Annotated in this window: 15 protein-coding genes; 11 read left to right on the forward strand and 4 right to left on the reverse strand. The window is 68.0% G+C overall.

Annotated features, from left to right (window positions below; genetic code table 11):
- Positions 1-26 precede the first annotated feature (26 nt).
- The 6 genes from CHC08_RS48080 (at position 27) to CHC08_RS08855 (ending at position 5,543) form a co-directional block, all read left to right on the forward strand.
- Positions 27-746 (forward strand): GntR family transcriptional regulator, encoded by a 720-nt coding sequence (locus CHC08_RS48080; RefSeq protein ID WP_179281956.1) that lies wholly within the window; start codon positions 27-29, stop codon positions 744-746.
- A 78-nt stretch (positions 747-824) separates the two neighbouring features.
- Entirely contained in the window at positions 825-1,997 is a 1,173-nt protein-coding gene (locus CHC08_RS08835; protein ID WP_089206692.1) for an NAD(P)/FAD-dependent oxidoreductase, read from the forward strand.
- A gap of 120 nt (positions 1,998-2,117) precedes the next feature.
- Positions 2,118-3,407, forward strand: coding sequence for a Rieske 2Fe-2S domain-containing protein (locus CHC08_RS08840; protein WP_089206693.1), 1,290 nt, complete (start codon positions 2,118-2,120; stop codon positions 3,405-3,407).
- The gene (locus tag CHC08_RS08845; RefSeq protein ID WP_218825179.1) at positions 3,404-3,955 is read left to right on the forward strand and encodes an aromatic-ring-hydroxylating dioxygenase subunit beta; all 552 of its coding nucleotides are present in this window, start codon (positions 3,404-3,406) and stop codon (positions 3,953-3,955) included. The genes CHC08_RS08840 and CHC08_RS08845 overlap by 4 nt, the downstream gene beginning before the upstream one ends.
- A gap of 26 nt (positions 3,956-3,981) precedes the next feature.
- A complete protein-coding gene (locus tag CHC08_RS08850; protein ID WP_338055667.1) occupies positions 3,982-4,188 on the forward strand; it encodes a ferredoxin in 207 nt (68 codons plus the stop codon).
- A 281-nt stretch (positions 4,189-4,469) separates the two neighbouring features.
- Entirely contained in the window at positions 4,470-5,543 is a 1,074-nt protein-coding gene (locus CHC08_RS08855; protein ID WP_089206792.1) for a serine/threonine protein phosphatase, read from the forward strand.
- 47 nt (positions 5,544-5,590) lie between these two features.
- Here CHC08_RS08855 and CHC08_RS08860 read toward each other — a convergent pair whose 3' ends face one another.
- Together CHC08_RS08860 and CHC08_RS08865 are read right to left on the reverse strand one after the other, a co-directional pair.
- Positions 5,591-6,307: an SDR family oxidoreductase gene (locus CHC08_RS08860; protein ID WP_089206695.1), complete on the reverse strand. Its 717-nt coding sequence runs from the start codon at positions 6,305-6,307 to the stop codon at positions 5,591-5,593.
- A 224-nt stretch (positions 6,308-6,531) separates the two neighbouring features.
- Positions 6,532-7,392, reverse strand: coding sequence for a DUF427 domain-containing protein (locus CHC08_RS08865; RefSeq protein WP_089206696.1), 861 nt, complete (start codon positions 7,390-7,392; stop codon positions 6,532-6,534).
- A 290-nt stretch (positions 7,393-7,682) separates the two neighbouring features.
- Between CHC08_RS08865 and CHC08_RS08870 the strand changes: the two genes are divergently transcribed.
- The 3 genes from CHC08_RS08870 to CHC08_RS08880 all read left to right on the forward strand — a co-directional run bounded on the left by CHC08_RS08870 (position 7,683) and on the right by CHC08_RS08880 (position 9,931).
- Positions 7,683-8,198, forward strand: coding sequence for a CGNR zinc finger domain-containing protein (locus CHC08_RS08870; protein WP_089206793.1), 516 nt, complete (start codon positions 7,683-7,685; stop codon positions 8,196-8,198).
- A 143-nt stretch (positions 8,199-8,341) separates the two neighbouring features.
- Entirely contained in the window at positions 8,342-9,058 is a 717-nt protein-coding gene (locus CHC08_RS08875; protein ID WP_089206697.1) for an SDR family oxidoreductase, read from the forward strand.
- A gap of 99 nt (positions 9,059-9,157) precedes the next feature.
- A complete protein-coding gene (locus CHC08_RS08880) occupies positions 9,158-9,931 on the forward strand; it encodes a class I SAM-dependent methyltransferase (RefSeq protein WP_089206794.1) in 774 nt (257 codons plus the stop codon).
- On the opposite strand, the gene CHC08_RS08885 is transcribed toward CHC08_RS08880, so the two are convergent.
- Positions 9,901-10,371, reverse strand: a complete 471-nt coding sequence (locus tag CHC08_RS08885; protein WP_089206698.1) for a hypothetical protein — start codon at positions 10,369-10,371, stop codon at positions 9,901-9,903. The two genes, CHC08_RS08880 and CHC08_RS08885, sit on opposite strands and share 31 nt — an antisense overlap.
- Before the next feature lie 246 nt (positions 10,372-10,617).
- Here CHC08_RS08885 and CHC08_RS08890 point away from each other — a divergent pair, with 246 nt between their 5' ends.
- Positions 10,618-11,076, forward strand: coding sequence for a hypothetical protein (locus CHC08_RS08890; RefSeq protein WP_089206699.1), 459 nt, complete (start codon positions 10,618-10,620; stop codon positions 11,074-11,076).
- Between the two features lie 103 nt (positions 11,077-11,179).
- On the opposite strand, the gene CHC08_RS08895 is transcribed toward CHC08_RS08890, so the two are convergent.
- The gene (locus tag CHC08_RS08895; protein WP_089206700.1) at positions 11,180-11,878 is read right to left on the reverse strand and encodes an SDR family NAD(P)-dependent oxidoreductase; all 699 of its coding nucleotides are present in this window, start codon (positions 11,876-11,878) and stop codon (positions 11,180-11,182) included.
- A 115-nt stretch (positions 11,879-11,993) separates the two neighbouring features.
- Between CHC08_RS08895 and CHC08_RS08900 the strand changes: the two genes are divergently transcribed.
- Positions 11,994-12,872, forward strand: a complete 879-nt coding sequence (locus CHC08_RS08900; RefSeq protein ID WP_218825181.1) for a helix-turn-helix domain-containing protein — start codon at positions 11,994-11,996, stop codon at positions 12,870-12,872.
- Positions 12,873-12,970 lie beyond the last annotated feature (98 nt).

The following is a 12,970-nucleotide window of genomic DNA, read 5'->3' on the forward strand; positions in this document are numbered from 1 at the left end:
CTGCCAAGCTGTATACACTAAGTTCCGTGGTGAGAAAGAAGACCGTCCTCCCCCTGAGGGTCAGCGAAGAGCTCCAGCAACGCCGGACGGCACCGGACTACATCGTCGCCGTGCTCCGAGAGGCGATCTACGAGGGATCGCTGGAAGACGGCGCGATCCTCAACCAGGTCGCGGTCGCCGAGCATTTCGGCGTCTCGCGGGTGCCGGTGCGGGAGGCGATGCGGCAACTCCAGGCGGAGGGGCTGCTCAGCGCCGAGGCGCACCGCCGTCCGATCGTCCGTCGCCTGACCTTGGAGAGGGTCATGGAGATCTTCGACCTCCGAGCGATGATCGAGGGCTACCTGGTGGAAAAAGCCATGCCGAACATCGACGAGAAGGTCATCGCCCAGCTCGCCGGTTTCATCGAGCTCATGCACGAGCCGCTGGACCACAACGCGTGGCTGTCCCTCAACGCGGAGTTCCACCAGGTGCTGTACGAACCCTCCGATGCGACGACGGCGCTCGAGCTGGCGAATCAGCTGCGCGGGCGGGCCGAGCGTTACCTGCGGATGTGGAGCGAGGGGCAGGGGATCCACCGCAACGCCGAGGCGACGCGGGAGCACGAGCGGATCCTCGAATACGTCCGCAACGGCGACGTCGCCTCCGCCCGGCGCGAGGTCGAGCAGCACATCCTGCACACCCGTGACGAGGCCGTACGGATGTATCGCAACCAGCGCCCCAAGGCCATCGTGGAGCCGGCGGGCTGAGTGCCTTGCGGAGGGTGACCCCCTTTGCGTGCGGGGGCACCGTTGCCAACCTCACCCATAAGTGTCTACAGTTTCCACATGGATTCCGTAGTGGTGGTCGGCGCGTCTCTGGCCGGACTCCGCGCCGTGGAAGCGTTGCGCGGGGAAGGATACGACGGCCGGATCGTGGTGATCGGTGATGAGGTGCACCCGCCCTACGATCGCCCGCCGCTGTCGAAAGGACTGCTGACCGGAGCGACCGACCTGTCTGCGGTGACCCTGCGGCAGCGGCCTGATCTCGCGGTCGAATGGCGCCTCGGCGAGCGCGCCGTCGCCCTCCACGCCGCCGACCGGGAAGTCCTGCTCGACGGTGGGCGACGCGTTCCCTATGACGGGCTCGTCGTCGCCACGGGGGCGACGGCCCGGCGTCTCCCCGCCGTGCCGGAAGGCCTCGCCGGAGTCATCACGCTGCGTACTCTCGACGATGCGATCACGCTGAGGCGGGAGCTGGCGGGCAGGCCCTCGGTCGTGATCCTCGGCGGCGGCTTCATCGGGACCGAGGTGGCGTCCAGCTGCCGAACGCTCGGCCTCGACGTCACGCTGGTCACCGCGGATCCCCTGCTCGCCCGCGCTCTCGGCCCGCTCTCAGCGGGCGCGGCCGCTCGCGCCGCCGACCACGGGGTCACCGTGGTGCATCCGGCGACCGTCACCGAAGTACGCGGCCACGACCGCGTGCAAGAGGTCGTCCTCGGTGACGGCCGGACGCTTCCGGCGGACGTGCTCGTCGTGGCGGTAGGCGCGGTGCCGGCGACCGGATGGCTGCGCGACTCGGGAGCCTCGCTCGACAACGGGCTGATCTGCGACGCCGGGCTCGGCGTCGTCGGCCTGCCCGGGGTGGTCGCCGCCGGCGACGTGGCCCGCTGGCCGCACCCGGCGTTCGGTGGCGCACCGTTACGCCTCGAACACTGGACGAACGCCGCGGAACAGGCGGTGATCGCGGCCCGGCGGCTGCTGCACGGGACCGCGGCGGGGCCGTGCGCTCCCGTCCCCTCGTTCTGGAGCGACCAGTTCGGCATCCGGCTGCAAGGGGTCGGCCTCCCCGCGCTCGCCGACGAAACCAGGGTGATCGAGGGAGATCCGGCGGGCGATCGTTTTGTCGCGGAGTTCTTCCGAACGGGTGAGCTCGTCGGGGCGGTCGTCGCGGGAGCGCCGCGCGCGCTGCTGGCCTATCGGCGCCGGCTGACCCACCCACAACGTGTTCCGGCCCTGTGAGCTGGGACGGAGGGGGTCATGAGTGGAATGGACGGGTGACGCGACCGCGTTTCAGTAGCACCCGGCAGATGCGATAAACCTGAATACACTTTTCGACATCTATGACTGCAGGCGACTGATATGACAACTCTCCCGGAGACCGCTGAGCGACTCCACCAGACCGTTCTGCCGGAAGAAGGCCTGATCCCGGCATACATACACACCGACCCGGACGTCTACCGGCTGGAGATGCAGCGATTGTTCGGGCGGACCTGGCTCTTCGTCGCGCACGAATCGGAGATCCCCGCTCCCGGCGACTTCGTCGTCCGCGACATGGGCGAGGCCAACGTGATCGTCTCACGCGGTGACGACGGCACGGTGCGGGTGTTCCTCAACTCCTGCCGGCACCGCGGCATGAAGCTCGCATGCGAGGACATGGGCAACGGCCCGTCCTGGCGTTGTCCGTACCACGGTTTCACCTTCCGCAACGACGGCTCGTTCCTCGGAGCTCCGTACCAGCGGTTCGCCTACACCGAAGGGCTCGAACGCGACGCGCTCCGGCTCCTCGAGGCCCGCAGCGAGTCCTACAAGGGGCTGATCTTCGCCACGTGGAACCAGGCCTCCGAGCCGCTTGTCGATTTCCTCGGCTCCATGGCGTGGTATCTCGACATCCTGGTCGGCAGGGCCGAGTTCGAGGTCGTCGGCACGCCGCAGCGTTGGATCGTTCCGACCGCCTGGAAGCTCCCCGCGGAGAACTTCGCCTCCGACGCCTACCACACCGCCACGACGCACGCCTTTCTGGCCAAGCTCGGCCTGGTCAGCGGGGTGGACTTCGGTCGCGTCGGTTATCACGTCGACGCCGGCAACGGCCACGGACTGGGCATCGGGGTGCAGGAGGACGGACCGTGGTATCCGGCCGAACTCCGCCCGGAGTATGAGCGAAACCTCTCCGCGGACCAGCTCGCGTTGCTGGATCGGATCAAGAACTTTCACGGCAACGTCTTCCCGAACCTGTCCTTCCTGATTCCCAACGTCATCGAGTTCGGCGGGCGCCGGGTCACCGGCATGACGCTGCGGCAGTGGCAACCGATCGGACCGGACCGCATCCAGGCGTGGTCCTGGCACCTGGTGGAGAAGCAGGCGCCCCAGTGGTGGAAGGAGCTGGGACGCAAAGCCTACGTTCAGACCTTCGGCACCTCCGGAATGCTGGAGCAGGACGACACGGAGAACTGGGAGGCGCAGACGCGCAACTCCCAGGTGGCGCTCACCCTGGAGGAACCGGTTGTGCTGCACTACGGAATGGGGCTCGATCGCGAGCCGATGAAGGACTTCCCCGGCCTCGGCACCGTCTATGACGGCAAGTTCAACGAGGCGGCGGCCCGCTCCTTCTACCGCCGCTGGCTCGACACGGTAGCGGGGGAGGAGAAGTGACCGCGGTGATCGATCCCGGCCTCCTGGCCGCGTTCCAGCCTGCCGGCCCGGTGCCGTTCGAGGTACGGCTGGCGGTGCAGGACTTCCTCATCGACGAGGCCGAGCTGCTCGACTCCCGCCGCTTCGACGAGTGGCTGGCGCTGTTCACCGACGACGTGGAGTATCGCGTCCCCGTACGGATCACCCGTCGCATCGGCAATCCCGACGTGGTGGACGACATCTTCCACTTCGACGAGAACAGGGCGAGCCTCGGCCTGCGGGTCCGCCGTCTCGGCACCAACGTCGCCTGGGCGGAGGACCCGCCTTCCTTCACCCGGCGGTTCGTCACGAACGTCAGGGTCGCCTGGGGCGAGCGGGAAGGCGAGCTCGCCATACGCAGCTACCTGCTGCTCTACCGCAGCCGCGGCGACCGCGGCACCCATGACCTGATCTCCGGAGAGCGGCATGACCTGCTGAGGCTGGAGGCCGATCGGATCGCCATCGCCCGCCGCCGCGTGATCCTCGACCAGTCGACCCTCGGCACGAAAAACCTTGCGATCTTCTTCTGAGCCAACTCCCGATCAGCACTCTGAAAGTGATCCAGCACATGCACGTCAAACTCGACACCCAGAACTGCCAGGCCTATGCGAACTGCCTGCTGACGGCTCCCGAGGTCTTCGACCTGGACGAGGAATCAGGCATCGCGATCATCCTCCAGGAGAACCCTCCGGAGAATCTCCGGGCCGTCGTGGAAGAGGCCGTCCGCAGCTGTCCCGTCCAGGCGCTCATCCTTGAGGGCTGACCACGATCCCAGCGTGATCGTCGCGTGAGCGACGGGAGAAGCCGGACGTACAGAACGCGCCCACGCCACCCCCGAAGCCAGATGGGTGGCGGGGCGGGGCCGGTGCCGTCGAACGATCGACGGGGATGAGGTGCTCCTCGACGAAAACCAGCGATCAGCGGCCGATCGTGCTGCCTGGTTCTGCGGCGAGTCGACCGGTCGGCGCGCGGGTGTAGCGTCTAACCAGGCGAATCGATCATGAAGGGTGCCTGCTGTTGGAGCTGCGAGATACACAGGTGGACATGTCTCACGGTGAGCGTGTCGGCAAGTACGGCGAGGTGGCGAGCGCGTTGGCGTTGCGCAGTGACCGGCAGCTCGCCGAGTCACTGGAGCAGGCGCGGGTTCTGGGCTCGGGGATAGGCGGCACCTCGGTGCTGCTGGACGTCGCCGGCGTACCGGTCTTCGCGAAGCGGGTACCGCTGACCGACCTGGAGCGTCGCGCGGACAACGTGATGTCCACGGCGAACCTGTTCGGGGTGCCTCCGATCTGCCAGTACGGAATCGTCGAGGTCGCCGGGCCGGGCTTCGGCGCCTGGCGTGAACTCGCGGCCAACGTCATGGCGACCAATTGGGTACTGACCGGGCGCAGCGCGGCCTTTCCGCTGCTGTACCACTGGCGGGTGCTGCCGGGCGCACCGCCGCCCACCGAGGAGCACGCCGACATCGAGGCGGTCGTGCAGTACTGGGACGGATCACCAGCGGTACGGGACCGTCTCCACGCCCTTGCCGGCGCCTCGGCCGGCATCGTGCTGTTCCAGGAGTTCATCCCCCACACCCTCGACGCCTGGCTCGCCGCTCAGCTCGCCGCCGGTCAGGACGCCGCGATAGCGGCAAGCGCCATGGTCGAGTCGTTCCTGCTCACCGATGTGGCCTTCATGAACGACCAGGAGTTGATGCACTTCGACGGCCACTTCGGCAACATCCTCACCGATGGTGAACGCCTGTACATCGCCGACCTCGGACTGGCGACCTCCCCTCGGTTCGACCTGTCCAAGCAGGAGATCGAATTCCTGGAGCGCAACCGGACCCACGACATGGGGTACGCGCTGATGCGGCTGGTCAACTGGCTCGTCACCAACGTCTGCGGGGTGGGGGTGCCACAAGATGGCGGACCGGCACGGCGCAACGAGTACGTCCGCGCGTGCGCGGCCGGTGCGGACCCCGCCGGTGCTCCGCCGGCCGTTGCCGCGGTGATCCGCCGGTACGCACCCGTGGCGGCGGCCCTGAACGACTTCTACTGGGATCTGTACGGCGTCGATCGGACGACGCCGTACCCGGGTGAGAAGGTCGAACGCGGCCTGGGCGCGATGCGCTGATCCGCTGCGTGCCGGTGGTTCCTGGGCGGTCTCCTTCTGGTCGCCGCTCAGGCCAGGGGTTCGCCGCCGTCCATCGGCAACGACACGCCGGTCATGAAGGTGCTGGTCATCGCGAACAGCACGGCGTCCGCGATGTCCTCGGCCGTTCCGATGCGTCGTGCGGGGTTGTGGGCGGTGCGCTGCCTGAACAGCTCTGCCTTCTTCTGTTCGCCGAGCCCGTCCCAGGCGCCGGTGTCGACGGTTCCGGGTGAGATGGCGTTGACCCGGATGGGCGCGAGCTCCAGGGAGAGGGCTCTGGTGACGACGTCCACGGCTCCGTTGGTGGCCGCGACGCCCAGGGTTCCGACGGTCGGCCTGAGAGCCGACGACCCGGAGAAGATGACAAAGGATCCTCCCGTACGGACCCGCGGCGCGAAGTGCTTGGCCAGCATGATCGGCCCGATCACCTTGGTGCTGAAGGACAGCATCAAGGTGTCCGGGGTGAGGTCTTCCACGCGACCCCGAGCCCGCGCCGAGGCGGTTGACACCACGTGATCGACTTCGCCGATCCGCTCGGCCAGTGCAGCGATCGACTTCTCGTCGGTGAGATCCACCTCCTCGGCGGTGACACCGGCGTCGTCGTAGGCGTCCGCCAGGGCCTCGCGGTCGCGTCCCGCGACCACGACTCGGGCGCCGGCCGCCCGAGCCGCCAGGGTGATCGCGCGGGCGATGCCGCTTCCGCGGCCGACGACGAGCACGGTCTTGTCCTGCAGGTTCGCTGACATTCGGTCCTCCTTCGGGTTGTCCGAAAGTGTGGACAGGTCGCCGCACCCTCGAACAGGCACATTCCGGGTATGAATCTTTTCGCTTGCTCTGGCACGGTTCTGCGAATGCTTGTGGAGCGCCGCCCGCTCACTGTTTGCGGAGCGCGGCCACCGTTTGTGGAGCGCCGCCCGCTGCCGCCATGGTCTGTGGCGTTGCCGTGGCACAAGAGCGGTGCGGTCCGCGGTCAGCGGGTGCGGACCTCGTCGACGTCCAGACCTCGGTCGACGCCGTGGGGTAGCACGGTCTGCCCGGGTTCGAGTTTCAGCCGCCTGCCGTCAAGGAACACCGCGATCTTGTCCGGTTCGAACGAGACCATGCCGGAGACGGGACTCACCTCGGTGTAGGCGTCCTGGTATGACCAGGCGGCGCGCTGGGAGTCGCCGATGTCGTAGTAGGCGGCCAGCCCCTTGTAGGGGCAGAACGTCTGTCCCTCGACCGGCGTGAGCAGGCTCTCGTCGATGTCGGTCCTGGGGACGTACCAGCGAGGCGCGAAGCCGGATTCGTACAGGACGACCGGGTGCGCCGACCTGGCCACGACGCGGTCGCCGTCGTGAACCTCCAGTTTTCGTGACGTCCGGCGGATGTCGATCCGATGGTAGGCGTCGGCCGCATGCCCCAGAATCCGCTCATCCTCCTCGTAGAACGCGTCCATGGCACGCCACGCGAAAGCGACCCGCCCCTCCAGTTCCGTGGCGTGGGAGGGCAACTCGACGTACCGCCACGCGGCGCGCTCCGCCTCGTGGTCTCCTTCGCGGACCGTGAACCAGGAGGTGGCGCCCAGGTCGCGATGGTGTGTGACGCGGTCGGTCCGCTGAAGCACACCCGGCCTCACGTCTTCCAGGTGGAAGTAGGCCACCGGATATCGGCCCGGCTCGTGCAGCAGCACCACGTCCTCACTGTCGGCGATCCACTCGCCTCCGAACCGGACACGCAACCTCCGGCGAAGACGCTCGGCGAACAGCAGTCTTTCCGGCAGCGGATCGGGAGTCAGAAATCTCCCGATCGCGCCTGCCGCGAGCGGACCTTGCTGCCATGACAGACCCATGATCTTTCCCCTTCCTGTTCGATGTTTCGCCGCGTCGAGGTGGTTCGGCCGCTCGCGCGGAGGGCCCCTCTGCCTGTTGAGGGCTGCGGCCTGCTCTCGAGAGCGTGAGAACAGGCCGGTGCCGCCGCGCGATCGCCGGTCCGGCCTGCCGGTGGAACGGCTGCCGGCCCCGTACGGTCGCACAACGGTGATGGTCACCCGTACCTAACCCCTTCGGTTCGTTTCATTGGTTAGACTGAAGCAGAGGAAGGTGTAACCTGTCAAATGGCGGAAAGGGGTTAGAAATGCTCATGGCGATAACACGGACGGAAGAGGACGCCCTGCTGGACCTGCTCAACAGCACCCCGGTCGTCGACGGCGTCCAGCAGGACCACCTGGGTGACGCGGCTGAGGCCCGCGCCTGGCTCCGGCGGCGAGGGGGGGTCGGGTCGCAGGGGGAGTGGGACGCGACGCGGCAGGCGCGGGACGCGCTGCAGTCGGTCGTCCGCGGTGAACGGCCGCCGACCGTTCTGGCGCCGTTCCTCGAAGGCGTCGGCTACCGTCCGGTCATGTCCGAGCACGGGGTGGAATGGTCCCTCGACGTGCCGGCGGAGCGCGGGCCGGCGGTCGGAGCCGTTCTCTCCTGGAGCGCACTGGAAAGGACGAAGCCCGGACGGCTGAGGCCGTGCGCGAACGACGAGTGCCGCCTTTTCCTGCTCGACCGCAGCAAGACGAACAAGGCCCGCTGGTGCTCCATGGCCGTATGCGGGAACAGGATGAAGGCCCGGCGGCACTACCGGCGGGCGCATCAGCCACCGGTCGGCTGACTCTGGGCGGGCGTGAACCGGGCCGTTTCAGGGTCGTGGCGCACGGAAGGCTCGGCGGCGAGCTCCGCACCGGAAAGATCCGGCTCGTCAACCGGTTGATAAAATCGACTTTGGGGAGAAAAGCGGACAGAGAGGCATGTGGCATGGCACTCTCACTGCAAAATCGCACCGTCCTTGTCATCGGCCGGGGGAGCGGGATCGCCCGTGCCATCACACTGGCCTCCCGCAAGGAAGGCGCTCGCGTTGTGGTCGCCGGACGCGACCGGGCGACGCTGGGGGCCGCCTACGACGATCCCGGGATCGTGGCCGAGACCGTCGATCTCAATGACGACACGACCATCGCGACGCTCGCGGAGCGGCTCGGCCAGGTAGATCACGTCGTCTCGACCGCTTCGGCGCGCGCCCGGGGGATTCTGGCCGACCTCGACCGGGAAGCCCTGCGGCGCTCTTTCGACACCAAGGTCATCGGGCCGGTCATGCTCGCCAAGCACTTCGCACCGCGCATCGCCGACGGCGGTTCCTTCGTGATCTTCTCCGGCGTCGCGGCGTTCAAGCCCGTCGTCGGCTACCTCGGCGTGGCGATCACCAACGGAGCGGTGGACTTCCTCGCCAGGTCCCTGGCGCTGGAGCTGGGGCCGATCAGGGTCAACGCGATCTCGCCCGGCGTGATCGACACCGGCATCTGGGACTCACTGGGCGAAGAGGGTAAGCGCGCCTACTTCGACAATCTACGCGCCCGGAACCCGGCCCGTCGCATCGGAACCGTGCAAGACATCGCAGACGCGGTTCTGTATGCCATGACCAGCCCGTTCCTCACCGGTGTGACCCTACGCGTCGACGGCGGCGAACCACTGACCTGAGGCACCGCCGCGACCACCGACGACGCGGGCGGTGATACGGCTGCACGCGGGTCACAAAATCGTTGGACAACGCCTGTGTCCACGACCATCGTTGGCGGCATGCAGCAGGAGGAGATCTGGGATGTCGACGCCGCCCAGGGTTATGACACGCCGGGCACCGGCATGTTCGCGCCCGAGGTCCTGGGGCCGGCCGTGGACCGCCTCGCCGAACTCGCGGGTGACGGACGGGCGCTCGAGTTCGCCATCGGAACCGGCCGCGTGGCCGTGCCGCTCGCCGGGCGAGGGGTGCCCGTCACCGGCATCGAGCTGTCATCCCCGATGATCGACCAACTGCGAACGAAGGTGGACGAGGCGACGATCCCGGTGATCGCCGGCGACATGGCGACCGCCCTCGCCCCGGGGAAGTACACGCTCGTCTACCTCGTCTTCAACACGATCTCCAACCTGCTCACCCAGGCCGAGCAGGTCGAGTGCTTCCGCAACGCCGCCCGCCACCTCACACCCGGCGGCCGGTTCGTCATCGAGCTCTGGGTGCCTGAGCTGCGCAAGCTTCCACCGGGCCAGCAGGCCATGGTCTGGCACTGCGAGCCCGGCTACATCGGCTTGGACACCTACGACGTTCTGCGCCAGCACGTCGTATCGCACCACTTCAGCTTCGGTGAGAGCAAACAGGCTCAGCTGGTCCGTAGCCCGCACCGCTACATCTGGCCGGCCGAGCTCGACCTCATGGCTCAGCTGGCCGGATTCGCGTTGGAGACCCGGCATGCCGACTGGGCCGGAGCCGACTTCACCGCCGAGTCGCGTTCTCACGTGTCCGTCTACCGCGTTCCGCCGGACCCGGCTCAGCCGCAGTTGCCCCAGGACTTCCAGTGAGCCGTGGCGACGGCGGCATCGCGCCCGTCGTCCCAGATCGTGCCGGAGTACTTGACGCACCGGCCCTTGCCGTAGGTCTTCAGCGGACCCAAGTAGTGCTTGACCTGACGCCCCTCGTTCTTGCCGCCCGTGCGTGAGTGTGCCCCCCGCGTCTGCGTCGTGATCGTGGCCGAGGCGAAGGTGGCGATGCCGACATTCGAGGTCTTGATCGTGGTGACGCAGTTGTAGCCGGTCCTGCGGTTGTACAGCAGGTAGACGTAACCGAACACGTCTCCGGAGGGGGTCTTCGCGACCTGCTTGCTGTGGGAGACCCGAGCGAAGCCGGAACCGCACACCCGCTCCGGGGTGAGGGCGGAGGCGGCCGCCTGCGCAGGGTTGATGATGATCCCTCCGATCGACAGTGCCGCGGCGAGGAGGATCGTCTTCGTGGACCCGCGCATTCAGCCATCCCATCTCAACCGTCCCCCGCTTACCGGGGGATCAGCAGTTGATCATTCTGCCGAAGGATCCGACGTCAAATGACCGAAATGGTCAAATAAGTAACCGTCGACTTGCAGGTGTCAGAGCGGGAAGCCGGTTGAGGTGTTTGTGCACTCTGTAGTGCTTTCTGGCATATGTGGTAATCCTAAGATCGCTGAGAGGCCACCCCCCACATGATCGCTGATCTGGCATCCGGAGGATCCACCATGCGACTCCCTCGTTCCCTCTCCGGCTGGACGATGGCCGTCTTCGGCTTCCTCGCCGTGGCGCTCGGCGTCGTCGGCCTGGTGTCGCCGGACACCATGCTCGCCCTCCTCGGCTTCGAGGTGCTGCAGACGCGTGACCCCGGCGACTACACGAAGGTGTACCTCGCCGCCTCCTCGATGGCCGCGGTGAACATGGGCGTCTACTATCTCCTGGCCGCCGCCGCCGACTACCGGCCCTTCTTCCTGTGGACGGTGCCGTTCCGCCTGCTGACGTTCACGGTCTTCACCCTCTTGGTGGTGACCGGCGCCGCCCCCGCCCGGTTCGTCGGCGTCGGCATCTGGGAGGGGGTCGGCGCGGTGGTCACCGGGGCCGCGCTCTGGTGGGAGCACCGGCGCCCGCCGTCTCCCGATGACGGGGTCTCGGTGACAACGGCGGAGAATCCAGCGGACAGCGCTTGATCAACGTCGAGGTGGAGCATCCGACGAGGTCGGCGGCGCCCTTGGAGAGCGGTGGCGGCGGCCGGGGGTCTTCGACCGGCGCCGCTCCCGGCGGTCCCCAGGATCAGGACCAGGCGATCTCACCGGTTCGGTCGACAAAACGTCCGGAGCCCGCGCCGGGCTTTTCCGTTGCCAGGCCGACGATCGCGTCCGTGCCCTCGGTGACGGTCTGGGGACCGCTGTGGCCGTTGAGATCGGTCGCCGTGTAACCGGGATCGGCGGCGTTGACGCGGATGTCCGGCAGCGCTTTGGCGTACTGGGTGGTCAGCATCGTGAGCGCCGCCTTCGAGGCGGTGTAGAGCGGCGCGATCACCCTGGACTCGGGTCGCGACGGGTCGTGGGTGTGGGCGAGCGAGCCCGTTCCACTGCTGACGTTGACGATGACCGGGTCTGACGACCGGCGCAGCAGCGGCAGGAACGCGGTGGTCGTCCGGACCACACCGGCGAGGTTGACGTCGAGGACGCCGAGGGCGTCGGCGCCGGTTAGGGCGGTGGGATCACCGGCGGGGCCGTGGATGCCGGCGTTGTTGATCAGAACGTCGATCGAGCCCTCGTGCTCGGCGACATTCGCGGCCGCGGCGCTGACGGACGCGTCGTCGGTCACGTCGATGGGGACGAACCGCGCGCCGAGCGTGGCGGCGGCCTGCGCGCCCCGCTCGGGGTCGCGGGCCCCGAGCAGCACGGTGTGACCGAGTTCGACGAGACGGCGGGCGGTCTCGCGGCCAAGCCCCTTGTTCGCTCCGGTGATGAAGGTGATTGTCATATGGCCATTGTTCGGTTCACCTGCGGCATCCGGCCAGGGACGCCTCAACGGTAGGAGAAGCAGTACCACCATCGATCTCGCGTTCGAGGACCGGGGATGCAGGAAGATGGATGTCATGACGACGACGCCCGGGGCCGGACTGGGAGCGATGATCCGTACTTGGCGGGAGCGGTTGCCCCCGTCGGCCGCGGCGCTGCCGGTGGGCCGGGCACGCCGCGCGATCGGGCTACGCCGGGAGGAGCTCGCCGAGCTCGCCGGTGTGTCGGTCGACTACGTCGTGCGTCTGGAGCAGGGGCGGGCCACGACACCCTCGGCCCAGGTGGTCGCGTCCCTCGCGCGTGCCCTGCAGCTGACCGTCACCGAACGGGACCATCTGTACCGGCTGGCCCGCCTCATACCGCCGGCGGACACCGCGATCTCCGACCACATCCCACCCGGCGTTCACCGCGTGCTCACCCGGCTCGGAGACGTCGCGGTCGCGGTGTTCGCGGCGGATTGGCAGCTGATCTGGTGGAACCGCGGTTGGGCCGCGCTGCTGGGCGATCCCTCGTCGTCGCCACGGCGGCTGCGCAATTTCGCCCGTGACAGGTTCCCGGTGGGCGCGGGCCCCGCTCGCCTCGCACGATGGCCGGTGACCGAGCTGGACAAGGACACCACCGACGCCGCCGTCGTGTCCGACCTGCGCCGCGCCACCGGCCGCTTTCCTCGGGACGCGCGCCTGGCAGAGCTGATTCACGACCTGAGTACGGGCAACCGGCGGTTCGCCGAACTCTGGGCGGCCGGTACGGTGGCCGCCCATCGTGAGGACCACAAAACGATCGAGCACCCCTCGGTGGGAACGGTCACGGTGGACTGCGACGTACTGGCCGACGGTGACTCCGAGTGCAAGATCGTGATCATGAGCACCGTGCCCGGCAGCGCGGACGAGACCAAGCTGCGGCTCGCCGTGGTCGCCGGTCCGCCGGCCACCCCGGACGGCTCGCTCATACGCTGATAGACGGGTGGCCCGGAGGACCCGCGACGCCACCGTGTGTGAGTCGGAGGGCGACGCTCCCGGCGCACGATCCGCGACGAGGACATGCGACACGAAGA

The sequence above is a fragment of the Streptosporangium subroseum genome, from assembly GCF_900188345.1.
GTDB classification, from domain to species: Bacteria; Actinomycetota; Actinomycetes; order Streptosporangiales; family Streptosporangiaceae; genus Streptosporangium; species Streptosporangium subroseum.